The organism is Pseudomonas sp. B7(2017), from assembly GCF_002112745.1.
GTDB classification, from domain to species: domain Bacteria; phylum Pseudomonadota; class Gammaproteobacteria; order Pseudomonadales; family Pseudomonadaceae; genus Aquipseudomonas; species Aquipseudomonas ekonensis.
Genome location: NZ_NEIP01000014.1, coordinates 79324 through 104212 on the forward strand (window position 1 = coordinate 79324; position 24889 = coordinate 104212).

Annotated in this window: 27 protein-coding genes; 9 read left to right on the forward strand and 18 right to left on the reverse strand. The window is 65.3% G+C overall.

The features are described from left to right. Nucleotides 1-56: 56 nt before the first annotated feature. Genes CAG29_RS22030 through CAG29_RS22040 form a run of 3 tightly spaced genes read right to left on the reverse strand, consistent with a single transcriptional unit; the run spans nucleotide 57 to nucleotide 1098 of the window. Complete coding sequence (locus CAG29_RS22030; RefSeq protein ID WP_085577955.1) at nucleotides 57-395, reverse strand: hypothetical protein; 339 nt, start codon at nucleotides 393-395, stop codon at nucleotides 57-59. Further along, a complete protein-coding gene (locus tag CAG29_RS22035) occupies nucleotides 392-781 on the reverse strand; it encodes a phage holin family protein (RefSeq protein ID WP_085577954.1) in 390 nt (129 codons plus the stop codon). The genes CAG29_RS22030 and CAG29_RS22035 overlap by 4 nt, the downstream gene beginning before the upstream one ends. Nucleotides 782-783: 2 nt before the next feature. Further along, complete coding sequence (locus CAG29_RS22040; protein WP_085577953.1) at nucleotides 784-1098, reverse strand: YqjD family protein; 315 nt, start codon at nucleotides 1096-1098, stop codon at nucleotides 784-786. Nucleotides 1099-1402: 304 nt separating this feature from the next. Between CAG29_RS22040 and CAG29_RS22045 the strand changes: the two genes are divergently transcribed. Further along, nucleotides 1403-2611: an ammonium transporter gene (locus CAG29_RS22045; RefSeq protein WP_085640464.1), complete on the forward strand. Its 1209-nt coding sequence runs from the start codon at nucleotides 1403-1405 to the stop codon at nucleotides 2609-2611. On the opposite strand, the gene CAG29_RS22050 is transcribed toward CAG29_RS22045, so the two are convergent. Continuing rightward, the gene (locus CAG29_RS22050) at nucleotides 2608-4320 is read right to left on the reverse strand and encodes a monovalent cation:proton antiporter-2 (CPA2) family protein (protein WP_085640462.1); all 1713 of its coding nucleotides are present in this window, start codon (nucleotides 4318-4320) and stop codon (nucleotides 2608-2610) included. The two genes, CAG29_RS22045 and CAG29_RS22050, sit on opposite strands and share 4 nt — an antisense overlap. Before the next feature lie 201 nt (nucleotides 4321-4521). Here CAG29_RS22050 and CAG29_RS22055 point away from each other — a divergent pair, with 201 nt between their 5' ends. The 3 genes from CAG29_RS22055 to CAG29_RS22065 all read left to right on the forward strand — a co-directional run bounded on the left by CAG29_RS22055 (nucleotide 4522) and on the right by CAG29_RS22065 (nucleotide 6222). Beyond that, nucleotides 4522-4758 carry a glutaredoxin family protein gene (locus CAG29_RS22055; RefSeq protein ID WP_085577950.1) on the forward strand — a complete coding sequence of 79 codons (237 nt, stop codon included), beginning with the start codon at nucleotides 4522-4524 and terminating at the stop codon, nucleotides 4756-4758. 169 nt (nucleotides 4759-4927) lie between these two features. Continuing rightward, nucleotides 4928-5245, forward strand: coding sequence for a transcriptional regulator (locus CAG29_RS22060; RefSeq protein ID WP_085577949.1), 318 nt, complete (start codon nucleotides 4928-4930; stop codon nucleotides 5243-5245). Between the two features lie 80 nt (nucleotides 5246-5325). After that, entirely contained in the window at nucleotides 5326-6222 is an 897-nt protein-coding gene (locus CAG29_RS22065; RefSeq protein WP_085640460.1) for a pseudouridine synthase, read from the forward strand. Nucleotides 6223-6302: 80 nt separating this feature from the next. Here the strand turns inward: CAG29_RS22065 and CAG29_RS22070 are convergent, their stop codons facing one another. Together CAG29_RS22070 and mobA are read right to left on the reverse strand one after the other, a co-directional pair. Then, on the reverse strand, nucleotides 6303-6524 hold the full coding sequence (locus tag CAG29_RS22070; RefSeq protein ID WP_085577947.1) for a YgdI/YgdR family lipoprotein: 222 nt from the start codon (nucleotides 6522-6524) through the stop codon (nucleotides 6303-6305). A 78-nt stretch (nucleotides 6525-6602) separates the two neighbouring features. Next, entirely contained in the window at nucleotides 6603-7205 is a 603-nt protein-coding gene (gene mobA / locus CAG29_RS22075) for a molybdenum cofactor guanylyltransferase MobA (protein WP_085640458.1), read from the reverse strand. A 78-nt stretch (nucleotides 7206-7283) separates the two neighbouring features. Here mobA and moaB point away from each other — a divergent pair, with 78 nt between their 5' ends. Together moaB and glp are read left to right on the forward strand one after the other, a co-directional pair. Then, nucleotides 7284-7823, forward strand: a complete 540-nt coding sequence (moaB, locus tag CAG29_RS22080) for a molybdenum cofactor biosynthesis protein B (protein ID WP_085577945.1) — start codon at nucleotides 7284-7286, stop codon at nucleotides 7821-7823. Continuing rightward, nucleotides 7807-9033 (forward strand): gephyrin-like molybdotransferase Glp, encoded by a 1227-nt coding sequence (glp, locus tag CAG29_RS22085; protein WP_085695138.1) that lies wholly within the window; start codon nucleotides 7807-7809, stop codon nucleotides 9031-9033. Before moaB ends, glp begins: the two co-directional genes overlap by 17 nt. 41 nt (nucleotides 9034-9074) lie before the next feature. Here the strand turns inward: glp and CAG29_RS28560 are convergent, their stop codons facing one another. Next, the gene (locus CAG29_RS28560) at nucleotides 9075-9395 is read right to left on the reverse strand and encodes a hypothetical protein (RefSeq protein WP_170930389.1); all 321 of its coding nucleotides are present in this window, start codon (nucleotides 9393-9395) and stop codon (nucleotides 9075-9077) included. Nucleotides 9396-9712: 317 nt separating this feature from the next. Here CAG29_RS28560 and yegS point away from each other — a divergent pair, with 317 nt between their 5' ends. After that, complete coding sequence (yegS, locus tag CAG29_RS22095; protein WP_085695139.1) at nucleotides 9713-10627, forward strand: lipid kinase YegS; 915 nt, start codon at nucleotides 9713-9715, stop codon at nucleotides 10625-10627. Here the strand turns inward: yegS and CAG29_RS22100 are convergent. The 3 genes from CAG29_RS22100 to CAG29_RS22110 all read right to left on the reverse strand — a co-directional run bounded on the left by CAG29_RS22100 (nucleotide 10611) and on the right by CAG29_RS22110 (nucleotide 13120). Further along, nucleotides 10611-11270, reverse strand: coding sequence for a response regulator transcription factor (locus CAG29_RS22100; RefSeq protein WP_085577942.1), 660 nt, complete (start codon nucleotides 11268-11270; stop codon nucleotides 10611-10613). The genes yegS and CAG29_RS22100 overlap by 17 nt on opposite strands. After that, complete coding sequence (locus tag CAG29_RS22105; RefSeq protein WP_085577941.1) at nucleotides 11267-12160, reverse strand: sensor histidine kinase; 894 nt, start codon at nucleotides 12158-12160, stop codon at nucleotides 11267-11269. The genes CAG29_RS22100 and CAG29_RS22105 overlap by 4 nt, the downstream gene beginning before the upstream one ends. A gap of 477 nt (nucleotides 12161-12637) precedes the next feature. Further along, complete coding sequence (locus CAG29_RS22110) at nucleotides 12638-13120, reverse strand: hypothetical protein (protein ID WP_085577940.1); 483 nt, start codon at nucleotides 13118-13120, stop codon at nucleotides 12638-12640. Between the two features lie 454 nt (nucleotides 13121-13574). Here CAG29_RS22110 and CAG29_RS22115 point away from each other — a divergent pair, with 454 nt between their 5' ends. Together CAG29_RS22115 and CAG29_RS22120 are read left to right on the forward strand one after the other, a co-directional pair. Continuing rightward, nucleotides 13575-14510, forward strand: a complete 936-nt coding sequence (locus CAG29_RS22115; RefSeq protein WP_085695140.1) for a chemotaxis protein CheV — start codon at nucleotides 13575-13577, stop codon at nucleotides 14508-14510. A 91-nt stretch (nucleotides 14511-14601) separates the two neighbouring features. Then, the gene (locus tag CAG29_RS22120) at nucleotides 14602-15408 is read left to right on the forward strand and encodes an MOSC domain-containing protein (RefSeq protein ID WP_085695141.1); all 807 of its coding nucleotides are present in this window, start codon (nucleotides 14602-14604) and stop codon (nucleotides 15406-15408) included. A gap of 68 nt (nucleotides 15409-15476) precedes the next feature. On the opposite strand, the gene CAG29_RS22125 is transcribed toward CAG29_RS22120, so the two are convergent. The 8 genes from CAG29_RS22125 to CAG29_RS22160 form a co-directional block, all read right to left on the reverse strand. Continuing rightward, nucleotides 15477-15761 (reverse strand): pyrimidine/purine nucleoside phosphorylase, encoded by a 285-nt coding sequence (locus CAG29_RS22125; protein WP_085577937.1) that lies wholly within the window; start codon nucleotides 15759-15761, stop codon nucleotides 15477-15479. Nucleotides 15762-15830: 69 nt separating this feature from the next. Next, entirely contained in the window at nucleotides 15831-16373 is a 543-nt protein-coding gene (locus CAG29_RS22130; protein ID WP_085695142.1) for an exonuclease domain-containing protein, read from the reverse strand. A gap of 70 nt (nucleotides 16374-16443) precedes the next feature. Continuing rightward, nucleotides 16444-18405 (reverse strand): acetyl/propionyl/methylcrotonyl-CoA carboxylase subunit alpha, encoded by a 1962-nt coding sequence (locus CAG29_RS22135; RefSeq protein WP_085656869.1) that lies wholly within the window; start codon nucleotides 18403-18405, stop codon nucleotides 16444-16446. Nucleotides 18406-18508: 103 nt separating this feature from the next. After that, nucleotides 18509-19306 (reverse strand): enoyl-CoA hydratase/isomerase family protein, encoded by a 798-nt coding sequence (locus CAG29_RS22140; RefSeq protein ID WP_085629854.1) that lies wholly within the window; start codon nucleotides 19304-19306, stop codon nucleotides 18509-18511. Next, entirely contained in the window at nucleotides 19303-20460 is a 1158-nt protein-coding gene (gene atuD / locus CAG29_RS22145; RefSeq protein ID WP_085640448.1) for a citronellyl-CoA dehydrogenase, read from the reverse strand. The genes CAG29_RS22140 and atuD overlap by 4 nt, the downstream gene beginning before the upstream one ends. Before the next feature lie 31 nt (nucleotides 20461-20491). Continuing rightward, entirely contained in the window at nucleotides 20492-22108 is a 1617-nt protein-coding gene (gene atuC, locus CAG29_RS22150) for a geranyl-CoA carboxylase subunit beta (RefSeq protein ID WP_085577932.1), read from the reverse strand. A 3-nt stretch (nucleotides 22109-22111) separates the two neighbouring features. Then, the gene (locus CAG29_RS22155; RefSeq protein ID WP_085629858.1) at nucleotides 22112-22981 is read right to left on the reverse strand and encodes an SDR family oxidoreductase; all 870 of its coding nucleotides are present in this window, start codon (nucleotides 22979-22981) and stop codon (nucleotides 22112-22114) included. A gap of 12 nt (nucleotides 22982-22993) precedes the next feature. After that, nucleotides 22994-24793 (reverse strand): acyclic terpene utilization AtuA family protein, encoded by a 1800-nt coding sequence (locus CAG29_RS22160; RefSeq protein WP_371857689.1) that lies wholly within the window; start codon nucleotides 24791-24793, stop codon nucleotides 22994-22996. Nucleotides 24794-24889: the final 96 nt, after the last annotated feature.

Sequence of the window (24889 nt, forward strand, 5' to 3'; positions counted from 1 at the left end):
TCTAGGCTGCGGAGTCCGGTCCCGGCGCCGTTGCAAGAATGCAGCCAGACAGCGGCTCAGCGCTTGTTGGCGTTCTGCATCACCAGCCGGATCAGCGGCCCGAGCGCGCTGCCCAGGCGGATCAGGCGGCTCAATCCACCGACGCCGCCGCCCTTGGCGCCTTTGCCGGTGAGGAAGCCGAGCAGCGTGACCGCGGCGATGCCCCAAAGCGGCGCATGCTTGATGCCGAAACCGTCCTGCAGGTTTTGCGTCATCCCGCGCATGCGCTGCAGCGGCTGCAGCACCTGGCCGGCTTCGTGGCGGATCTCCTGGCGATGCATTTCCATGCGCAGGCGGATCAGGGCCTTGCGCATTTCCTGGCGCGAGCTGTTGCGCGGAAGTTCAGGCAGGCTCATGGCAGCAGGCGCTCCCGATCGTTGGCCAGCTCTTCCAGGGTGCCGTGGAAGGGCGAGGATTCATCGAAGACGGCCGCCTTCAGGCGCAACGCGCAGAAGATCGCCGCCAGGGCATAGAACACGCACAGGCCGATGATCGCGGCCAGGCGATACGTGTCCCAGAGCACGATCAGCACCAGCGCCGACAGGCCGACCAACAGCAGCAGCGCGAACACCAGAGCCAGGCCGGCGAACAGCAGCAGGCTGACGGTGCGCGCCTTCTGCTCTTGCAGTTCGATGCCGAACAGTTCGACGTGACTGTGCAGCAGGCCAAGGAAGGCGGCGCCCAGGCGCCGCGTGGAAGAGCTTGTTCCCGTTGAGGACGGGCCCGATTCACCGATCGACATGATCAGCGCCGAGTGGCCAGCAGGCCAAGCAGGAAGCCGACGCCGGCGGCGATGCCCACCGATTGCCAAGGGTTGGCCGACACGTATTCCTCGGTGGCGGCGACCGCTGCCTGACCGCGTTCGCGCAGGCTGTCTTCGGTGAGTTTGAGGGTCTCCCGGGCACGCAGCAGGCTTTCGTGGATCTGGGCGCGCAGCTCGTCGGCCTGGTCGCCGGCGAGGGTCGCGGTGTGTTCGAGCAAGCGTTCGGTGTCGCTGACCAGGGTCTGGAAATCGTCCATCAGGATCTCTTGAGCAGTCTTTGCCTTGGTGCCGGCCATGGGGAATCTCCGTTAGTGGCGTTCTGAAGCGTTCGAGTATGGGCCTTGCGCGAAGGTTCAGCGCAATCGGCTGGTACAACTCTTGCTGTGTCGTGGTGCGCGATCCGGCCGCTGTGCGCTGTTGCCGGGCGCGGAGCCGGGAAAATCCCGGCCCGGATGATAACGGTTTGTGTCAGGACATCGGCCGGGTGCGCCAATGCGGTTCACGAACCTTGGGTTCGCGGATCCGCCGGGCGCAACTTGGTGCAAGAAATGCCCGCGTGAACCGCTTTGGTGCCATTTTCAGCCTTGGGTCTGCCTCCTCATGGAAAATCTGCAAAGCGCTGTGGACACGCTGGTTCACAGCTCCAACACGTTGTTCATTCTGATCGGCGCGGTCATGGTGCTGGCCATGCACGCAGGGTTCGCGTTTCTGGAGGTCGGTACGGTCCGCCAGAAGAACCAGGTCAACGCATTGTCGAAGATTCTCAGCGACTTCGCGGTCTCGACCCTGGCCTATTTCTTTATAGGCTATTGGATTTCCTACGGCGTGACGTTTCTGCAGCCGGCGGCGGTGCTCAGCGCCGACCACGGCTACGGGCTGGTCAAGTTCTTCTTCCTGCTGACGTTCGCGGCGGCCATTCCGGCGATCATATCCGGCGGCATCGCCGAGCGGGCGCGGTTCGTGCCGCAACTGTGCGCGACGGCGCTGATCACGGCGTTCATCTACCCGTTCTTCGAGGGCATGGTCTGGAACGGCAACTATGGCCTGCAGGCCTGGCTGGCCGCGACGTTCGGCGCAGGCTTCCATGACTTCGCCGGCTCCGTGGTGGTGCATGCCGTGGGCGGCTGGCTGGCGCTGGCGGCGGTGCTGTTGTTGGGCCCGCGCAACGGCCGCTACCGCGACGGCCGTCTGGTGGCGTTCGCGCCTTCGAGCATTCCGTTCCTGGCGTTGGGGTCGTGGATCCTGATCGTCGGCTGGTTCGGCTTCAACGTGATGAGCGCGCAGACCCTGCAAGGCGTCAGCGGGCTGGTGGCGGTCAACTCGCTGATGGCGATGGTCGGCGGCACGGTGGCGGCGCTGATCGTCGGACGCAACGACCCGGGCTTCCTGCACAACGGCCCCTTGGCCGGGCTGGTGGCGGTGTGCGCCGGTTCCGATCTGATGCACCCGGTCGGCGCCCTGGCGACCGGGGCGATCGCCGGCGCCTTGTTCGTGTGGTGCTTCACCGCCGCCCAGGTCAAATGGCGGATCGATGACGTGCTCGGCGTCTGGCCCCTGCACGGACTGTGCGGCGTGTGGGGCGGGGTGGCCTGCGGGATTTTCGGCCAGACCGCCTTGGGCGGGCTCGGCGGCGTCAGCGTCGCCAGCCAATTGATCGGCACGGCGCTGGGCGTGGTCGTGGCGCTGGCCGGCGGGTTCGCCGTCTATGGGGCGATCCGCGCGCTGCACGGCCTGCGCCTGACCCAAGAGCAGGAGTATTACGGCGCGGACCTGTCGCTGCACAAGATCGGTGCGGTCAGTCAGGACTAGGTCTCTTCGTCTTCGCTGCCGGGGTAGAACCCGTGCAGCAGGCGATAGCGGTCGATGCGCACCTGATCGACCTTCTCCTGCACCTTGTGCGCAGGCAGGCCCAGCAGGATCAACGCGTGGGAGGCGAGCATCAGGCTCGACTCCAGCAGCTCCGGCACCACTTCGCTGGCGCCGGCGGCCTTCAGTTCCGCCCATTGGCTGTCGTCGCGGGTGCGCACCAGGATCGGTACCTTGGCGTTGAGGCGCCGGGCTTCCTTGAGCACCCGCAGCGCGACATCACTCTGGTCTACGGCGATCACCAGCAGCCGGGCGCGCAGCAGCCCGACGGCGGTCAGCAGGTCGCCGCGGGCGGAGTCGCCGTAATGCACGTCCCGTTCGGTGGCGGCGGCCTCTTGAACGCGCACCGGGTCGTTGTCCAGCGCGACGTAGGCTTGCCCGGCGTTGCGCATGAAACGGCCGATGGATTGGCCGACTCGGCCGTACCCGCAGATCACCACGTGCCGGTCGAACCCGGCGTTGAGGGCGCTGATTTCTTCGATCTGCGCGGTCTGGTTAGGTTTGCGGTGCAGGCGGGCGGCGATGCGCGGGGCGGCACGCAGCAGCAGCGGCGTGAGCAGCATCGAGCAGAAGGTCGCGGCGAGCAGCAGGGCGCCGAGCCCTTCGGGCAGCAGGCTGTGCTGTTGCATCTGGGCCATCAGCGCAAAGCAGAACTCGCCGCCCTGGGCCAGCGCCAGGCCGCTGCGCCAGGCGGTTTCGCTGTCGCTGCCGCGCCATTTCACCAGCGCCGCCACCACTGCCCCCTTGATCAGCAGCAAACCCAACGTCAGGCCGACAATCGCCAGGCTGTGGCTGGCGAACAGTCGCAGATCGATGAGCATGCCGATGCTGACGAAAAACAGGCCCAGCAGGATGTCGCGGAACGGCCGGATGTCGGCCTCGATCTGGTGCCGGTAGTGGCTTTCGCCCAGCAGCATGCCGGCCAGGAACGCGCCCAGGGCGGGGGACAGGCCGAGCAAGTGAGTCAGCCATGCCGTCAACAGCACGATCACCAGCGCCAGCAACACGAACAGTTCGGCCGAGCGTGAGGCGGCCACCTCGTGGAACAGCCGCGGCAACAGCCAGCGGCTGGCCAGCAGCAACCCGAAGAACAGCACAACGGTCTTGAGCAGCGTGAGCGGCAAGGCCCAGTACCAGGCTTGCCCGCCGCTTCCGGCGAACGCCGGCACCAGCGTCAGCAGCAACACCGCCACCACGTCCTGGAACAGCAGCACGCCCACCGCATTCTGGCCGTGGCTGCTGAACACTTCCCCCAGGCTGCCCAGCTCCTTGGTGACGATCGCCGTGGACGACAGCGACAGTCCGGCGCCCAGCAGCAAGGCCGGCAGCGCGTGCATGCCCAGCAACATCAGGACACCGCCCAGCAGCGCCGTGCTGAACAGCACTTGCTGGCTGCCCAGGCGAAACACCACGTTGCGCAGGGCGATCATCTTCGACAGGGAAAACTCAAGGCCCAGGGAAAACAGCAGGAACACCACGCCCAGCTCGGCCAGGTCCGGCAGGTGTTCGCTTTCGTTGACCCAGTCGAACGCCGTCGGGCCCACCATCAGCCCCACGCACAGGTAGCCCAGCACCGGTGGCAGGCGCAGGCGGCGGAACAGGGCAATCACCAGCAAGGATGAGGCAAGAATGATCAGCAGGTTGGCGAACACGAAACACTCCGGTCGGATGGGCAGGCCATGGAAGCGTAGAGGCAAAAAACATCGGAGCATCGGCTGAAACGCGTTTCGGCGCCGTGATCTGTGTCAGGGCATCGGCGGAAGGGGGCGATGTGCGGGCGCTGCCGTCGGGGTGGCTCGACGGGTTTTCGGGGCGGGCCTAGAATGTCCGTTCAATTTTTGGGAAGAGCGCACATGCTTCCGGAATGTCAGCTGTTCGGCACCCTGGGGTGCCATCTGTGCGAGGTCGCCGAGTCCCTGCTGATGCCCTTCGTCGAGAACGGGCTGTTGGTCGAACTGGTGGACATCGCAGACGACGAGTCCTGGTTCGAGGCCTACAGCCTGCGGATTCCTGTCCTGCGCCGCACGGACACCGGGGCCGAACTGGGGTGGCCGTTCAGCGCCGATCAGGTGGTGGCGTTCCTGCGTTAGCCTTTGATTCCTGCCTGCCGTCACTTCCGCTTGTCGCGCTCGCCGACGCGTCCCTTGGCAATTTCCGTTTGCTTCTATACTGTATGCGCATACAGTAAATGAGCGGGTTCGCCATGCCATGTCCCTTTCGGGCAGACGGCAGGCGCACCGGACGTCAGAGGGATGAGCCGTGGTCAATGTCGAACAGTTGAAGAACAGCGTGAACCGGATGTCGGTTGACGTGGTGCGCGAGGCCGTCCTCGAACTGCGCCTGGACGGACTGGTCACGGAAGGCAAGACGCCGTTCAGCAAACTGCATTTCAATACGTGCTTCGCCGAGATCGAGGCCCTGTTCCAGCGGGCCGGCTACCACAGGCAACTGGACGTCGTCGGTTATCAGGGGTTGCTGTACGCCCTGTACGACCCGGGTCGCTGGGAGGCTGTCGACGTGTTGCGCTGGCTCAAGGAGTTCACCGAAGCGGCGGCCGCCGAACCTGCACCGGCCTGAGGCGGATTCCGGAATCGGCGCTAGGTTCGTTTCGTTCCCTGTTGGATAATGCGCGCCTGCATTGAGGGTTCGAGTTCCGTATGTCCACATCAACATTTTCCGCGGCCCGGCATCAGGCCAGCACCCTTCACCTGCCGCCCGGCGCCTGGCTGACGGTGCTCGACTGCCTGTGCGAACGCTTCGGCGCCATCAGCCGCGAGCAATGGCTGGATCGGATCGCCCGTGGTCGGGTGCTCGACGGCGAGGGCCGACCGATTTCGGTGGACTTGCCTTACAAGGAAGGGCTGCGGATCCACTACTTCCGCGAGGTGCCGGACGAGAAGCCGATTCCGGTGGAGGAGTCGATTCTTTACACCGACGACCATCTGGTGGTGGTCGACAAGCCGCATTTCCTGCCGGTGATCCCGTCTGGCGGTTATGTCGAGCAGACGTTGCTGCGCCGCTTGATCCGGCGCCTGGACAATCCCCATCTGGTGCCGCTGCACCGCATCGACCGCCATACGGCGGGGCTGGTGATCTTTTCCGCCGACCCGCAGAGCCGTTCGGCGTACCAATCGCTGTTCCCGACCCGGCAGATCGAAAAGCGCTATGAAGCGATTGCGCCGGCCTTGCCCCAGTTGAGCTTTCCGCTGGTGCACAAGAGCCGTCTGGTCGATGGCGTGCCTTTCTTCCGCACCCAGGAGATCGAGGGCACCTGCAATTCGGAAACCCTCGTGCAGGTGCGGGAAAAGAACGGCGACCTGTGGCGCTACAGCCTCTTCCCGGTGACCGGCAAGAAGCATCAGTTGCGCGTGCACATGACGGCGCTGGGCGCGAGCATCTGCAACGATCCGTTCTATCCGCAGGTATCGGCCGACGCTGACGCCGAGGACGACTACGATAAGCCGCTCAAGCTGCTGGCCCAGGGGCTGCGGTTCATCGATCCGGTCACGGGGCAGGAGCGCGAGTTCGAAAGCCGCATCACGCTGCAGTGGTGACCGTTGCCGGGGATGTTTCCGGCAGGCATGAAAAAGCCCGCATGATGCGGGCTTTTTCGTATCCGGCGCGTGCTGAGGGCTTACAGCTCTTTGACGGTGCGCACTTGATCTTTGTTGATGCGGGTCTGCTTGCCATCCAGCTGTTCGAACTCGTAGAAGCCCGAATCCTTGTCGAATTTCGGCGAGTCGACGGCCTGGATCTCACGACCGTCATTCAGGGTGATCACGGTCGGCGAAGCGCAGCCGGCGAGCGTGGCCAGGCCCAGAGCGAGCATGAGAGTGGCGAGGGTCCGTTGAGTCATGTGTTTGTCTCCGAAGGGAAATTCTTTTGGTTACTGAGCTTGAGACGTATGCACGGCGTGCAAGTTCCTTGCTGGGTGTCAGTCTGACACAGTGTTATGTGCGCTTAACAGTTCGGGCGTGTTGAGATTGGCCAGCCGGGGATCGTTGTCCGGACATTGCAGGGCAACGGCGCCCAGGTCGCGCATCACCCGGCCGGGGCTGCGCTCACCCGCGTCCCAGGCGGCGTCGAAGGCTGGCGAGAGGCGGGTGGGAATCACGCACAGCAGGGGTTCCCAGTGCCCGTCATGGCGCAACATTAAAGGTTTGTCAGAATCCAGGGCGGCGGCTTCGCGCATGCCGTGCAGCAACGCCGCATCGATGCCCGGCACATCGCAGGGCAGCACCAACAGGTGCGGGTGGCGCGCAGCCATCAGGCCCGCGCGGATCCCGGCCAACGGGCCGGGAAAGCCGGTTTCATCGTCCGTCACCAATTGGTCGGCGAATGGCGCATAGCGTTCCCGGTTGCGGTTGCAGGAGATGATCAGGTCGTCCGTCAGCGGGCGCACCTTGCGGTGCAGGTGAGCGATCAGGGGCGCGCCCTGCCACTCCACCAGCCCCTTGTCCTGGCCGCCCATGCGTTGGCCGCGACCACCGGCCAGCAACAGGATGGAGCAGGGCGGCAACGGCGGGTTGGTGTTCATGGCGGCTCTCCGGTGGGGCAGAAAAAGGGGGCGCTGTGATATAACACCGGGCTGTTTCTCCCACAACTGGACGAGCCTATGAAAGCCAAGGCCGATGTACCTTTCGCACCGCTCAACATCGCGGTGCTGACTGTCAGCGATACCCGCACCCTGGAAACCGACACGTCAGGCCAGGTCTTCGTCGATCGGCTGACGGCGGCCGGCCATCGTCTGGCTGAGCGGGTGCTGCTCAAAGATGACCTGTACAAAATCCGCGCGCAAGTGGCCGGGTGGATCGCCGACGATGTCGTGCAGGTGGTGCTGATCACCGGGGGCACCGGCTTCACCGGTCGCGACAGCACCCCGGAGGCCGTCGCGTGTCTGCTCGACAAGCAGGTCGACGGGTTCGGCGAGCTGTTCCGTCAGATCTCGGTGGCGGACATCGGCACGTCCACTGTGCAGTCTCGGGCGCTGGCGGGCCTGGCCAACGGCACGCTGGTCTGCTGCCTGCCGGGGTCGACCAACGCGGTGCGCACCGGTTGGGACGGCATTCTCGCGGAGCAGCTGGATGCACGGCACCGCCCGTGCAACTTCGTGCCTCACCTGAAACAGGCGGTGCCTTGTGAATCCCGCGGGTAAGCCGGGCAAGACCGGCAGCCTGATGCCCGTGGAAACGGCGTTGGCGCGATTGCTGGACATGGCCGAAGCCGCACCGATCGTCGAGCGCGAGCATTTGCCGTTGGCGCAGGTGCAGGGGCGGGTGCTGGCCGCCGACCTGCTGTCGACGCTGGATCTGCCGCCTTGGCCCAACAGCGCCATGGACGGTTATGCCCTGAACCTGAGCGACTGGACAGGGCAGCCCCTGCCGGTCAGCCAGAAGGTGTTCGCGGGTCAGGCGCCGGCACCCTTGCAGCCCGGCACCTGCGCACGGATCTTTACCGGGGCTCCCGTGCCGGCCGGTGCCGATTGCGTGGAGATGCAGGAAAACAGCGAGGTTCAGGCCGACGGGCGCGTGCGTTTCCTCGAACCCCTGGTGGCCGGGCAGAACATCCGGCCCCAAGGCCAGGAAACCACCGCCGGCGAGTTGATCCTCACGGCGGGAACCCGCCTCGGGCCGATTGAGCAGGGCCTCGCGGCGTCCTTGGGATGCGCCGGACTGGATGTGGTGCGCAAGGTGCGTGTCGCCGTGGTGTCGACGGGGGACGAGTTGATCGAACCTGGCCAGCCTCTGGGGCCTGGGCAGATCTACAACAGCAACCGGGTGCTGCTGTGCAGTTGGCTGCAGCGCATGGGCTGCGAGGTGATCGATGCCGGCATTCTTCCGGACGACCTCGATGCCACCCGTGTACGTCTGGGGCAGTTGCAGGACGTCGACCTGATTCTGTCCACGGGCGGAGTCTCGGTGGGGGAGGCCGATTTCCTTGGGGTCGCCTTGAGGGAAGAGGGTGAGCTGGCGCTATGGAAACTGGCGATCAAACCTGGAAAACCGCTGACGTTCGGCCATTTCCGGGGCGTGCCGGTGATTGGCCTGCCCGGAAACCCGGCCTCGACGCTGGTGACGTTTGCCTTGCTGGCGCGGCCCTACATCTTGCGCCGCCAAGGCGTTCAGGATGTCACGCCCTTGAAGTTCCGGGTGCCTGCACGGTTTGACTGGCCTCAGGCCGGGAACCGCCGCGAGTATCTGCGTGGCCGCCTCGATCAGGGCGGTGCAATCATTTACCGCAATCAGAGTTCAGGCGTCCTGCGCAGTGCGGCGTGGGCCGATGGGCTGGTGGAAGTCATGGAGGGACGCACCCTGTCTGCGGGAGACGAAGTGTCCTTCATCCCCCTGAGCGAGCTGTTGGCCTGATCTTTCCGGGTGGGTGCGAAGCCGTCGGCAAGGCTTGGCACTCACCCGGACATTAAAGGGCTCAGCAGCGATACGAGCTGGTCGAACCGGCTGTTGGCCACCCATCCCAGCATCCCCAGCACAACCGCTGTCGCTCCCGCCGAATAGGCCAATCGGTACTTGATGGATTTGACGTCCTCACGGATCTCGTCCATATCCCGGCGGATGTACTTGAGGTGGGTTTCCAGTTCGACGACACGTGGTTCCATTTCGGCCTCTCCGGTTTTCCTGTCGTTGTTCTTGTGTTCGCTCTTTTGACCGGGGCGGTTCTCGGTGAGGGAGGGCACAGGGCTCAACGGCATTTTGGCTTCATGGCTCAACATGACAGCGCCCGCCTTCTGCCTGGTTGTCGCCTGGGCAACCGTTGAGGTCGCCCAACCCTTCAAGCGCCCATGAGGTGTCTACGCTCATTTCATGCACATCCTTGTGTTGTGGTCAGATTGTGATTGATACAGCCCGCACACGGTCTCCCATTGCCGGAATCAGGTCAATTGAGCCGATTCCTCAGGTTTTGTAAGAAAGATCTTTGTTCTGTAGGACGGGGCCGTTGAGCTTCCCGGCCTGCCGAACGCGTTCGGGATTTTTGCCTTCAACGATGGTCAACATGGCCTGTACCGTCTTTGTCCGGAGGGAGACTGGCATGAGTGAACGCAAGGCGCTTTTGATATTGCATGGCAAACAGGCACTCAACGAGCAGGTGCGTGCCGCTGTAGAAAGCAGGCGCAAGGACGGCTGGACGCTGGCGGTGCGCCTGACCTGGGAAGCCGGAGATGCGCAGCGGATCGTGGAGGAGGCGCTGGAGGCCGGCTACACGCAGATCATCGCCGGCGGAGGGGACGGCACGTTGCGCGATGTGGCCCAGGCGTTGGCGGACCATGGGCGCAAGGCAAGTCTGGTCCTGCTTCCGCTGGGCACCGCCAATGACTTTTCCCGTGCCGCCGGCATTCCGCTGGAGGTGGCGGATGCATTGGCTTTGCTGGATGTGCCGGCGTGCGACATCGACCTGGGCGAAGTGGGGGGGCAGGTGTTCCTCAACATGGCCACCGGCGGCTTCGGCAGCCAGGTGACCGCCAATACGTCCGAAGACCTGAAGAAGGTGCTCGGCGGCGCCGCTTACCTGTTCACCGGGTTGTCGCGGTTCAGTGAGCTGCACGCCGCCTACGGCGAACTGCAGGGGCCGGATTTCTACTGGAGCGGCGAGCTGCTGGCGCTGGGCATCGGCAACGGCCGGCAGGCCGGCGGCGGGCATGTGCTGTGCCCGCAGGCGGTGGTCGACGACGGGATGCTGGACATCGGCATCCTGCCGGCGCCGCAGGAGGTGGTGGGCACGCTGAAGACATTGCTCAGCGATGGTTTCGGCCTGGACAACCTGTTCGTCAGGACCCGCCTGCCCTGGGTCGAGATCAAGGTCGCCGAGGGGCTGTGCATCAACCTCGACGGCGAGCCGCTGGAGGGCGACAACCTGCGGTTCGAGGCACGCCCCGGTGCGTTGCGGGTGCACCTGCCGCCGGACTCGCCCTTGCTGGGCGGTGCGGCGGTCAATCGTCCAGGCTGATGATCTGCTCGCGCACCGCGAACAGCACGAGGCCGGCCACGTCGTAGATCTGCAGGCGTTTCATGATCTGTGAGCGGTGGGTCTCCACGGTCTTGATGCTCAGCCCCAGGCCGTTGGCGATTTCCCGGGTGGACTTGCCCCGGACGATCAGCCGCAGGATCTCCAGCTGACGGGCCGTCAGGTTGTGGGTGTCGGTCGTCTCGGGCTGGCTCTTCTGGGTGCGGATAAGCGCCTGGTTGATCACCGTGTGGGCGATGGCCGGGCTCAGGTAGCGCTCGTTGTTGCGCAGGGCCTCCAGGGCGTGTTCCAGTTCGGTGGCCGTGGTGTCCTTGAGCAGGTAGCCGTGGGCGCCGGACTCCAGCGCCTGCATGATCAGCGCAGGATCGGTGTGCATCGACAGGATCAGCACCTTGCTTTGCGGGCGCACCCGCTTGAGCTGCTGCAAGGCTTCCAGGCCGCCGGTCTCCTTCATCGAGATGTCCAGCAGCACGATATCCGGAATCAGCCGTTCGACGAGTTCGAGCAACTGCGAGCCGTCGCTGGCCTCGCCGATGACGGCGTAGCCGGGAATGTCGAGCACCAGAGCGCGCACGCCGGCCCTGATCAGCGAGTGGTCATCCACCAGGAGTAAGTTACAAGTCAACGCAAAACCTTATGGGTGCTGGCCCGCTCAAGCGCGCGGGGCGCCCAGGGGAAAAGTGCTTCGATTTGAGTGCCTTTGCCTGGCTCGCTGGTGACGGTCAGTTTGCCGCCCAGCTGTTCGATCCGTTCGGACATGCCCGCCATGCCACGCTGCCCTTCGCGGCCGGGGTTCTGCGCCGGCGAAAACCCTTGGCCGTCATCGCTGATCATCAGGGTGAGGCCCTGGGGCAAGCGCTGGATGCGGATCAGCAGGTTGCGGGCGTTCGCATGGCGCAGGATGTTGGTCACGGCTTCCTGGGTGATGCGGAACGCGGCCACCGCCATTTCCTCGGGAATGCCGTTCAGGCGCTGCTGGCAGTCCAGGCTCCAGTGAATGGCCGTGCTGCCCAGGGTCTTGAGCAGGTGGGCGCGCAAACTGGCTTCCAGGCCCAGGCTGGTCAATTGCCGCGGGTTGAGGATGGCCGACACGTCCCGCACTTTGTTCAGGGTCTCTTCGAGGGTGTCGCACAGCGCCGAGCAGGAGGTCTGCAGGTCGTCCGGCAGGCGCCGCTTGAGCCATTCGCTCTGCAGTTTGGCGGCGGTCAGCAATTGGCCGATGTCGTCGTGCAGTTCGCGACTGAGGCGATGGCGCTCGTTTTCCTGGACTTCCAGCAAGCGGTCGGCCAGTTCCTGGGGCTGAAACTTGATCGACTTGCGCGAAAGCCGGTACTGCACCGCGACGCAACCGGCGGCCACGACATTGACCAGCAGCAGGCCGAGCGACATCGGCGCCGACAGGCCATAGGTCAGCGCGCAGCCTGCCGCAGAGCAAATGCACAGCGTCAGGGTGAACCGGCGTGCGTTTTCCCGGGAGGGCGGCCATGTGGTGATTGACTTGAGGCTGGCGTGCATAGCGGATGGAGCCAATGGATGATCGCTGCGGGCAGACCGGCCATGGGGGCTGGCGGATCTCTGTCTTAAATATTGTCGTTCGGTTCAATGCTTCAACGTGGCGACCGGGCGAAAGTGATCGTTAACTTCGGTCTATGTTGCGGTGGGCGTCACCGTGCCATTAATTGAAAGCAACTAGCGGGCGGCATAATACCACTTCGGATACCGTTGGTCGCGTTTGCGATATATGTCCAGCAAGTCAGGAAACATGCTTTGTTGGACGCCTGTTCCATAATGGAAAAGTTGATATTCAAGACTCGATAGATATCGGCTTTTTCCGAAGTTTCATGTACAGGCAATCCCCGATGTCGACAAGGAAAGTTTTGTCGGACGGCGATTATTGTTTTTGTGGATTTGTCGCTGGTAGATATGCGAACGGTCTGAATGCGACCTGCGCATGGGCACATCAGGCGGGTGGCATGCGCCTGCGCGTCAGGGTCAGCGGCCGATTTGGGCCTGTCGCTCCGGGTAACCGACCCGGGTCATCGGCTTGGCGCCGAGGGACGACGGAAAGCACGGCTGACCGACTTGAAACGCAAAGGCTTCGATCAGCGACGTCTGCTCGCTTTCATCGAGGCCCAGTTGGCCGGTGTGCTGATCGACCAACTCCAGTTGCCAGGCCATCAGGGTGAAGCAGTCCTGCAGGGCGCCCAGCGCCTCGGCGTGCAGGTTCACCTGTTCCAGCGCCTGGTTGAGCAGCCGGTGAAGGGTCAACGAAAACTCGGAGATCGCCTTGAGCGCCAGGTCGTTGGCCTTGTGCGCCAGCTTGAGGAGCGTGCCGAGCATGCAGTCGATGGCGTCCCGGTCGTTGCTGATCAGTTGCAGATGGCTGAGGCATTCTTCGGACTTGGCCAGGAGCGTTTCGGCTTCGACAAGAAATTCGGGGAACCGCTGCGCCCACTCTTTACGGTCGATCGGCATGCTTATCTCCGCAACGTCGTGTCGGATGAGCGAATGTCGTGTGTGCCGCCGATCATGCACCGTCGAGTGGCCGCACCCCGGTGCGCCCGGGCAGGGGCTGGGGACTTTGGGAGGGTGGTGAACCACTGACCTGCGATCGCACACAAAAGCCTGACTCCGTTCATGCAATGAGAATGGCGTCACATTAATGGCTATTGGATACTGCGAACATCAGGTTGGGCCTGATTGTTACTAGGGGATTCCCTTAGGCACGGGAACCCGGCGCGAAAAACGAGGTCGCGCCGGTGGGAGTTCAGCAGATGAAAACTCGGGGCCAGTAAACCATGATGTTAATGTGACATCAATGCTTTGACGTGGCATTTTGCAGTCTTGCGGCCGGGGATCAAGATCCGGCCCGTGCAGCCGATAACCCCTTTTAGTAGTGAATTCATCAGAACAAGCCCAGGAGTCATTGATGGCCGGCATTCTCGACACGGTAGACCAACGCACGCAACTGGTGGGTGAGAATCGCCTGGAAATTCTCATGTTTCGGCTGGCCGGGCGCCAACTGTTCGCGATCAACGTATTCAAGGTGCAGGAAGTCCTGCAACTGCCCAAGCTGACCCTGATGCCCCAGCGTCACCCGTTCGTCTGCGGCGTGGTCAACCTGCGCGGCCAGACCCTGCCGGTGATCGACCTGTCCCAGGCCATCGGCATGCGCCCGCTGGTGCCGGGCCCGAACAGCACCATCATCGTCACCGAATACAACCGTTCGGTGCAGGCGTTCCTGGTGGGCGGCGTGGACCGCATCGTCAACATGAACTGGGAAGCCATCCTGCCGCCGCCGACCAGCGCCGGCCGCCAGCATTACCTGACCGCGATCAGCAAGGTCGACGATCAACTGGTGGAAATCATCGACGTCGAAAAGGTGCTGGCCGAAATCGTGCCCTACAACGCCAAAGTGTCGCGGGACAAGCTTGACGATCCGGTGCTGGAACGTGCCCGGGGCCGCGAAGTACTGCTGGTGGACGACTCCAACGTCGCCCTGTCGCAGCTGCGCGACACCCTCGGCCAGCTGGGCGTGAAGATGCACATCGCCAGCGATGGCCTCAAGGCCCTGAACCTGCTCAAGTCCTGGGCCGACAGCGGCGCGAACATGACCGACAAACTGCTGATGGTCTTCACCGACGCGGAAATGCCGGAAATGGACGGCTACCGTCTGACCACCGAAATCCGCAACGACCCGCGCCTGCGTGGCCTGTATGTGGTGCTGCACACCTCGCTGTCCGGCAGCTTCAACGACTCGATGGTGAAGAAGGTGGGCTGCGACAACTTCCTCTCCAAGTTCCAGCCGGACAAGCTGGTCGACGTGGTGCGCCAACGGCTGATGCTCGACGAAGTGTCGGCCTGATCACGGGCGGGTTCTGCGTCGCCGCATTGGGGCTTTGATTCAACGGCCGGCTCGTATAGGGTGGCGTTCTTTACCCTCCAGGGAGTTGGCCATGCTGCGTCTGAGCGCGCTTTACCGTTACCCGTTGAAATCCGGCAAGGCCGAGGTCCTGCAAGGGATCGGCCTGGACAAGCTGGGGCTTGAAGGTGACCGACGCTGGATGCTGGTGGACGAGCCCAGCGGGCGTTTCCTCACCCAGCGCGCCGAAGCGAAGATGAGCCAGCTGTCGGCGCTGTGGAATCCCGCAGGCGGGCTGACCCTCAGCGCTGCGGGCCACGGGGCCATCGATGTCGCGGTGCCCGGCGACGCGGCCGACCTGCGCGGCGTGACCATCTGGCGCGACACCCTGCGCGTGCCGGATGCCGGCGACGAGGCGGCCCGGTGGGTCAGCGACTTCATCGGCAAACCGACGCGGCTGGTGCAGGTGCCCCTGGATCGCGCCCGCATCACCCAGGCCGGTTACGGCAAGGATGATGACCAGGTGGCGTTCGCCGACGGCTTTCCGCTGTTGCTGATCGGTGAAGCGTCCTTGCAGCATTTGTCGCAAGAGGTCGGGCGTCCCCTGGAAATGCTGCGCTTTCGGCCCAACCTGGTGATCGAAGGCAGCGAGGCCTATGCCGAGGACGGCTGGAAGCGGATCCGCATCGGTGAGGTGGAGTTGCGCGTGGTCAAGTCCTGCTCCCGCTGCATTCTGACGACGATCGACCCCAAGACCGGCGAGCGCAGCGCCGACCGCGAACCGCTGGCGACCCTGCAGAAGACCCGCGCCCAGGCCGACGGCGCGATGTTCGGGCAGAACCTGGTGAACGACGGCAACGGCCGGCTGGAAGTCGGCATGCCGGTGGAAATCCTCGAGTAACCGGCCCACAAACAAAAATGCCCGTGTCCTTGGACACGGGCATTTTTGTTTGTGGTGCGATCCGTCGATCAGCCGCGGTATTCGCAGAGGTAAGCGGTGTCGACGGCCACTTTCAGCTGGAACTTGCTGTTGGCCGGTACATTGAACTGGCTGCCGGCGGCGAAGGTTTCCCACTCGTTGCTGTCCGGCAGCTTGACGGTCAGCGCACCCGACACCACGTGCATGATTTCGCGCTGGGCCGTGCCGAATTCGTACTCGCCCGGAGCCATGACGCCGATGGTCGCGGGGCCTTCAGCGGTGCCGAACGCGATCGATTTGACGGTGCCGTCGAAGTACTCGTTGACTTTGAACATGGGCGATTCCTCGAAAAGGGTCAAAAAGGGCCGGCCAGTATGCACAAGGCATCCGACGCCGTCATCTGTCTAAAGCGGCAGCACCAGCGGCAGCAAACGGGCGGTGTTGCGGGCGTCTTCCAGGGCCCGGTGCTGCTGGCCACTGAACTGCAGGCCGGCCAGTTGCAGGGCGCCGTTGAGCCCCAGGGGCCGTTCCAGGCGCCGGGCCTTGGCGAAGCGCTGCTTGAGGTTCATGTGCGGCACCTGGCTCAGGGCGCTGTCGAGTCGCAGGCGCTGCCATTCCTGGAGCAGCTGCTTGCGGTCGTAGTCGCCCCAGCTGGCCCAGCCTTCCAGGCGCGTGCGGTGCTGGCCGAGCCAGCGTTCGAAGGCCGGCCAGACCTCGCTCAAGGTCTGCGCCGAATCGATGTTGGCCTGGGTGATGTGGGTGAGTTCGCGGCAGAACGGCGTCAGCAAGGGCCGGCGCAGCGGTTTGACGAAGCGCTGGAAGTGATCGCGCTCGCGGCCGGCGCGGTCGACCAGGGTGGCGCCGATCTCGATGATCTCCATTTCCGTAACCGGCCAGCCACCCTCGTCGGTGGTGGCTTCCAGATCAATGACCAGCCAATGGGGCATCGCAGGGTTCCTGATGTGTACGTTCCGATAGTTCAGAGCGTAGCCAAACCCTGCGGATGCGCCTGGCGACTCACTCGACCTGCAACAGAACCTGACGATTCTTCACCTGATCGCCGACCTTGACCTGCACCCGCTTGAGCACGCCGTCGATGCCGGCCTTGAGCGGGTGCTCCATTTTCATCGCCTCCAGCACCACCAGCAGTTGCCCCTTGCTGACCGGGCTGCCCTCGCTGACCAGCACGTCGACGATGGCGCCGTCCATGGGTGCCTTCAGCGTGCCGGAACCGACGCTGGTCTGACTGTCGATCACCGCATGAGTTCGATCCGCCAGGCACAGGCTGCCGGCGTCGGTGAACAGCCAGAGCCGCTCGTCCTCCAGGCGATAGGCATGGCGCTGGCGCAGGCCGTCGATCTGCAGCGTCACGTGGCGTTCGTCCTGTTCGACGAGTATCGCCTGGAGGCGGCGTCCGGGCGTCTCGACCTCAAACCGGCCGCCGGGGCCGGCCAGCAGTTGCACGTTCCAGGTCTGCTCCTCCAGGCCGAGCCGGTAGCCGACCGCCACGCCCGTGTTGTTGCGCCAGTCGGCCAGCGCCGGGCGATGCGCCTGGGCGCTGCGCCGATGGAACAGCACGGTGGCGATGGCCAGTTCCTCGGCGCCCGGCGTCTGCGGCCGCAGGCAGGGGTGATCGGTGAAATGCCGGGGGATGAACCCGGTGTCGAAACGGCCGTCGATGAACTGCGGGTGCTGCAGCAGGCCGGCCAGCAGGCGCTGGTTGCTGTGCACGCCGAGCAGCACACTGTCCTGCACCGCCCGCAGCAACTTGCGCCGCGCCTCTTCCCGCGTGGCGCCATGGGCGATCAGTTTGCCGAGCATCGGGTCGTAGAAGGGGCTGATGAGCCGGTTTTCCGTCAGGCCGTGATCGATGCGCGCACCGTGCCCCAGCGCCGGCTCCCAGGCCAGGACGCGTCCGGTCTGCGGCAGAAAGCCCTGTGCCGGGTCTTCGGCATACAGGCGCACCTCCATCGCATGGCCGTCGAGCCTGACCTGTTCCTGGGTCAGCGGCAGCGGCCGGCCCTCGGCGACCGCCAATTGCCAGGCCACCAGGTCTTGTCCGGTGATGAGTTCGGTCACCGGGTGCTCGACCTGCAACCGGGTGTTCATCTCCAGAAAGTAGAAGCGCCCCTGGGCGTCGAGCAGAAACTCCACGGTGCCGGCCCCCACGTAGTCGACGGCGCGTGCGGCCTTGATCGCCGCCGCGCCCATGGCTTCGCGCAGGGCCGGGGTCATCACCGGGCAAGGGGCTTCTTCGATGACCTTCTGATGGCGGCGCTGGACCGAGCAATCGCGTTCGCCCAGGTGGATCAGGTGGCCGTGGCGGTCACCGAACACTTGAAACTCGACGTGGCGCGGCTCCACCAGCGCCTGTTCCAGGATCAGCTCGTCGCTGCCGAAGGCGTTGAGCGCTTCGGAGCGGGCGGTGCGCAGTTGCGCGGGCAGCGCTTGCGCGTCCTCCACCAGGCGCATGCCGCGTCCGCCGCCGCCGGCGCTGGCCTTGATCATCAGCGGATAGCCGATGCGCTCGGCTTCGCGCAGCAGCGTCGCGTCGTCCTGTTCCGCGCCTTGGTAGCCGGCGACGCAGGGGACGCCGGCGGCGAGCATGGCGATTTTCGAGCGGCGCTTGCTGCCCATCAGTTCGATGGCGTCGGCGTCCGGGCCGATGAAGGTCAGGCCGGCCTGTTCGCAGGCCCGGGCGAAGTCGGCGTTCTCCGAAAGGAAGCCGTAGCCGGGATGCACCGCATCGGCGCCGCTGCGCCGGGCCGCGTCGAGGATCGCGGCGATGTTCAGGTAGGACTGCTGCACCGGCGCAGGACCGATGTGCACGGCCTGGTCGGCCATCAGCACATGCAGGGCATCGGCGTCGGCGTCGCTGAACACCGCCACCGTGCGATAGCCGAGGGACTGGGCGGTGCGCTGGATCCGGCAGGCGATCTCGCCGCGGTTGGCGATCAGGATCTTGTGGAGGGCGGGCATGACGGTTTTCCCTGGAATGTCGCGTTGGAAGGGCGGGCCTCATCGCAAGCAGGCGCGCTCCCACATGGGTTTGCGGTGCAGGTCGGCACGGCGGGAGCGTGGTTCAAGTCGCCCACTTCGGCTTGCGCTTTTGCAGGAAGGCCAGCGTGCCTTCGGTGCCTTCGGCGCCGGTCACCGCCTCGCTGAACCATTGCGCCGCTTCGTCCAGCAGTTCGGCGCCAGGTTGCCCGGCGCTGGCCAGCAATAGTTTTTTGGTCATGGCGTTCGCTTCCGGGGCGCAGCACAGCACGTGCTCGAGCACTTCATCCAGGCGCTCGGCCAGGGCTTGCGGGTCCTGCTCGACGAAGTGCACCAGCCCCATGCGCCGGGCCTGGTGGCCGTCGAAGCGGGCGGCGGTCAGGGCCAGGCGCCGGGTTTCGGTGAGGCCGATGCGCTGCACCACGAACGGTGCGATCTGCGCCGGCAGCAGGCCGAGGCTGGTTTCCGGCAGGCCGAACTGGGCCTGATGGTCGGCCATGGCGATGTCGCTGACGCAAGCCAGGCCGAAACCGCCGCCCAGCACGGCGCCTTGCAGGACGGTGATCAGCACTTGCGGCACGTGCTGCGCCTCTTGCAGCAGGGCGCCGAACGCACGGTTCAGGTCGCGGTAGGCTTGGCCGCCTTGTGCGCGGGCGTTGGCCATGTCCTTGATGTCGCCGCCGGCGCAGAAATGGCCGCCGGCGCCGCTGAGCACGATCGCCCGCACGCTGCGGTCGTCCCGCACCGCCGCCAGTGCGGCGCGCAGTTCGGCGACCATCTGCAGGCTCATGGCATTGCGGCTGTCGGGGCGGTTGAGGGTGATGTGCAGCACGCCGTTGTGCGGCTCCAGCAGCAGCGTCGCGCAATCGGGCAGGGCGCTCATGGGCGTTTCCCCGGCAGGATGCCCATCAGCTTGCAGATGATCCCCAGCATGATCTCGTCGGCGCCGCCGCCGATCGACACCAGCCGCACGTCGCGGTAGGCGCGGGCCACCGGGTTGTCCCACATGTAGCCCATGCCGCCCCAGTACTGCAGGCAGCTGTCGCTGACCTCGCGCCCGAGGCGCCCGGCCTTGAGCTTGGCCATCGACGCCAGGCGGGTGACGTCCTGACCTTTCACGTACTGTTCGGTGGCCTGGTAGACCAGTGCCCGCAGGCATTCGATTTCGGTCTGCAGCTCAGCGAGGCGGAAGTGGATCACCTGGTTGTCGATCAGCGCGTTGCCGAAGGTCTTGCGTTCCTTGCAGTACTCGATGGTGCTGTCGACGCAATACTCCAGCCCCTTGATCATGTTCGCCGCGCCGAACAGGCGTTCTTCCTGGAACTGCAGCATCTGCATCATGAACCCGGCGCCTTCGTGGCCGATGCGGTTGCGCTGCGGCACGCGCACGTCGTCGAAGAACACCTGGGCGGTCTCCGAGCTGCGCATGCCGAGCTTGTCCAGGTGCGGGCTGAGGCTGATGCCGGGCGTGTCCATCGGCACCATGATCAGGGATTTGTTGACGTGGGGCTTGTCGTCCGAGGTGTTGGCCAGCAGGCAGATGAAATCGGCGCTCGGCGAGTTGGTGATCCACATCTTGCTGCCGTTGATCACGTAGTCGTCGCCGTCCTTGCGGGCGGTGGTCTTGAGCCCGGCGACGTCGGAGCCGGCGCCGACCTCCGAGACGCCGATGCAGCCCACCTGTTCGCCGCTGATGGCCGGGCGCAGGAACTGCTCGCGCAGCTCATCGGAGCCGAAGCGGGCCAGGGCCGGGGTGCACATGTCGGTCTGCACGCCGATGGACATCGGGATGCCGCCGCAATGGATGGTGCCGAACTCTTCGGCGGCGACGATCGAATAGCTGTAGTCCAGCCCCATGCCGCCGAACTTCTCCGGCTTGGAGATGCCCAGCAGGCCCAGCTCGCCGGCCTTGCGGAAGATCTCGTGGATCGGGAAGCGTCCGGCCCTTTCCCATTCCTCGACGTGGGGGTTGATCTCGTGTTCGACGAACTGGCGCACGGTGCGGCGCAGGGCTTCGTGTTCCGGGGTGAAGATCATTGTTGTTGTTCTCCTCAGGATCCGTTGGGGGTCAGAACCGGCTGACGCCGAAGCTGTTGGGCTGCAACGTGCGCAGATCGGCCTCGTGGCAGATGTCCAGCAGGTAGCCGAGCAGGATGCGGGTGTCGCGGGGGTCGATCAGGCCGTCGTCCCACAGGTTGGCGCTGCCGTAGAGGGCGGTGGACTGGCTGTCGAGTTTCTGCGCGGTGGCCTGTTCGAGCATGTCGAGCATTTTCGGGTCGGGCTCCAGACCGTCCTTGAGCTGCCGGGCTTCGGTGACGATGCGCAGCACCTTGCCGGCCTGGGCGCCGCCCATCACGGCGGTGCGGCTGTTGGGCCAGGCGAAGATGAAGCGCGGGTCGAGGCCGCGCCCGCACATCGCGTAGTTGCCGGCGCCGTAGGAGCCGCCGACGACCAGGGTCAGCTTCGGCACCCGCGCGTTGGCCACCGCCTGGATCAGCTTGGAACCGTGCTTGATCACCCCGCGCTGTTCCGACTCGGTGCCGACCATGAAGCCGGTGGTGTTGTGGAAGAACAGCAACGGCGTGCGGCTCTGGTCGCACAGTTGAATGAACTGCGCCGCCTTGCTTGCGCCGTCCGGGGTGATCGGGCCGTTGTTGCCGATGAAGCCGCAGGCCCGGCCCTGGATCTTCAGGTGGCCACAGACCGTTTGCGAGTCGAACTCGCCCTTGAATTCCAGGAAGCGCGATTCGTCGGCGATCCGCGCAATGATCTCGCGCACGTCATAGGGCTTCTTCGGGTCGTCCGGGATCAGCCCGAGCAGTTCGTCGATGGGGTAGAGCGGTTCCTTGTACGGCGGCGCGGGCCGCCACGGCAGGTGTTCGTTCCAGTTCAGCAGGCTGACGATCTCGCGCACCTGACGGATGCCGTCGGCGTCGTTTTCCGCCAGGTATTCGGCGGTGCCCGCCACCTGCGCGTGCATTTCGGCTCCGCCCAGTTCTTCGTCCGTGGCCACTTCGCCGGTGGCCGCCTTGAGCAGCGGAGGGCCGGCGAGAAACAGCTTGGCCTTGCCCCGCACCACCACCACGTAATCCGACAGCCCCGGCTGGTAGGCGCCGCCGGCGGTGGCCGAGCCGTGCACCACGGTGATCTGCGGCAGGCCCATGGCCGACATCCGCGCCTGGTTGGCGAAGCTGCGCGCGCCTTCGACGAAAATCTCCGCCGCATAGTTGAGGTTGGCGCCGCCGCTTTCGGCGAGGGTGATCACCGGCAGTTTGTTTTCCTGGGCGATCTGTTGCAGGCGCAGGGATTTCTTCAGGCCGGAAGGGGAGATGGTGCCGCCCTTGATCGCGCTGTTGTTGGCCACCACCAGCACCCGCACGCCGGACACCTGGCCGATCCCGGCGATCAGGCCGCCGCCGGCGGCGCTGCCGTCCTTGTCGTCATGCAGCTTGTAGCCGGCCAGGCTGGCCAGTTCGAGGAACGGCGAGCCGGGGTCGAGCAGCAGGTTGAGGCGTTCGCGGGGCAGCAACTGGCCGCGCTTGTCGAATTTCGGCTTGGCTTCGGCGGCCTTGTCCAGCAGGTTGCGTTCGAGCTGCTGCACGTGCTCGACGGCGGCCAGCATCGCGGCGCGGTTGCGGGCGAAGGCTTCGCTGTGGGGATCGAGAAGGGACTGAATGGACGGCATGGCTTATTCCTTGTCCTTGAGCACGTCGGGCAGGTAGGCGCGGTGGAAGCCGTTGAACGGTTCGCTGTGGCTTGCCTTGTGCAGCGGCCAGGCGCGGTTGCCGAGGCTGGCGGCGCCGTCGATGCGCACGGTGCTGCCGCTGATGAACGCGGCGGCCGGGCTCAACAGGAACACGATCGCCGCGCTGACCTCGGATTCGGTACCGATGCGTTTGAGCGGCACGTGCTCGCGCAGGGTCGGGATCACGGCCTTGAACGCGCCTTCATAGGTGTCCATGCCGCTGGAGGCGATCCAGCCCGGCGCCACGGCGTTGACCCGCACGCCGGCGCAGCCCCATTCGAAGGCGGCAGTCTTGGTGAAGTTCTCCATGCCCGAGCGCGCAGCGCCCGAGTGACCCATGCCGGGCATGCCGCCCCACATGTCGGCGAGCATGTTGACAATGCTGCCGCCGTGCTTGCCCATCGACTGGTTGAACACTTCCCGGGCCATCAGGAAACCGCCGACCAGGTTGGTGCGCAGCACGGTCTCGAAGCCTTTCTGATTGATCGAGGCCAGGGGCGACGGGTACTGGCCGCCGGCGTTGTTGACCAGGCCATGGATCGGCCCGTGCTCGCGGATGATTTCGCCGACCGTTGCCTTCACGGCTTCTTCGTCGCGGATGTCGCAGGCTTTCCAGTGTGCGCGGCCGCCGTCCTCGGTGATTTCGGCGGCGACCTTCTGCAGCTTCTCGGGCTTGCGGCCGATCAGCAGCACCGTGGCCCCAAGGGCGGCCAGCTCATGGGCCGTGCAGCGGCCGATGCCGCTGCCGCCGCCGGTGACGATGACCGTCTGGCCGTCGAACAGCCCGGCGTTGAATATCGATCGGTAAGCCATGGCGCCATCCTTTTATTCGAATTGTTCGGCGATGCTTCGCGGCACCGGGATCTGGATCTCCAGCAGTTGCTGGGCGAAGGCCTTGCCTTGCGGGTCGATCCGCAGGCTGGCCACACCGCCGCCGCCCAGGGCGTTCTCCAGCAGAAAGTTCAGGCTGTGGGTGCCGGGCAGGTACCAGCGTTCGACCCGCCCGTGGATCGGGTCGAGGACATGGCCCATCCAGTCCACCACCACCGCCGGGGTCAGCGCTTCGGCGATCCACGGCAGGTATTCGGGACGGCGCGGCATCACGCCGATGTTGCTGTGGTCGCCCTTGTCGCCGGAGCGCGCCACGGCCAGTTTCACCAGCGGCACGCTGGCGTCGGCGCGGCCCTGGGGCTTGGGCGGTTCGTGGGGCACGGGCAGGTCGCCGCTGCTGAAGGTGTCCGGGGGTGGCAACGCGCAGGGATGGCGTTCGCCGGCGATGTCGACCTGCAGGGTGCAGGCGTCCTTGTCGATCAGGAACGAGAACAGCCGGATCAGCGGATACACCGTCGGCCGTCCGCCGACGATGCCGGTCAGCCCCGGCGCCATGCCGGTGGCGGCCTGGGCGATTTCCCGGGAGAACAGCACCAGCGCCTGCTTGTTCGGGTGGCGCACCGCGAGCTTGATCACCACTTCGCGGCTGTCGCGGCGCCGGCCGTGGGGGCCGTAGGTGGCTTCGCTGCCCAGCAATTCGACGTTGACTTCGCTGTAGGGGCCCCAGCCGCGCTGCTCCAGCATCTGCGCGGTCTTGCCGATGATCGCCTGGCTGACCCGCCGCGCCTTGTCCACCGCATCGAGGCCGGCGATCAGGCAACTGGCGGTGCAGCGGAAACCGTCCGGATACGTCGCGCTGACCTTGTACTTGCCGCTGGGCGGCAGGCCTTTGGCGCCGTGCACGCGGACGGCGTTCTTGCCTTGCTGCTGGAGTTTGACCTGGGTGAAGTCGCAGATCACATCGGGCAGCAGATAGGCCTGCGGATCGCCGATCTCGTACAGCATCTGCTCGCCCACGGTCAGCGGCGTCACCAGCCCGCCGGAGCCTTCGGGCTTGCTGACGGTGAACTGGCCGTCGGCGCCGACTTCGACGATCGGAAAGCCGATGTGCTCGTAGTCCGGCACCTCGCGCCAGTCGGTGAAGTTGCCGCCGGTGCACTGGGCGCCGCATTCGATGATGTGCCCGGCCAGGGCGGCCTGGGCCAGCCGGTCGTAGTCGTGCCACGACCAGCCGAAGCCGTGCACCAGCGCCGCGCTGACCACGGCGCTGTCGACCACCCGCCCGGTGATGACGATGTCGGCGCCCAGGCGCAGGGCCTCGACGATGCCCGGCGCGCCGAGGTAGGCGTTGGTCGAGACGCACAGGGGCGGCAGCGGGGCGCCGCTGAACATCTCGGTGATGCCTTGGGTGCCGAGCCCCTTGAACTGCGGTTGCAGGTCATCGCCCAGCAGCACGGCGATCTTCAGGTCCACGCCGGCCCGGTCGCAGGCGGCCTGCAGCGCGGCGGCGCACGCGGTGGGGTTGACCCCGCCGGCATTGCTGATGACGCGGATGCGCTGCTGCGCCAACTGCGGCAACAGCGGAGTGAGGATGTCGATGAAGTCGCCGGCGAAGCCGGCTTGGGGGTCTTTCAGGCGGGCGCCGGCCATGATGGACATGGTGATTTCGGCCAGGTAGTCGAACACCAGGTAGTCCAGGCGTCCGCCCTTGACCAGTTGCTCGGCGGCGGTCGAGGTGTCGCCCCAGAAGGCGCTGGCGCATCCGATGCGGATAGCGGTGGGCACGGTTGGCATCGTTGTCTCCGACTCAGGAACCTGCGACAGAAGTGCGTCGAGGCTACCAAGCAAGCGCTTGGTTTGTAAACAGTGGAATCATCTTCCGCCCAAGCG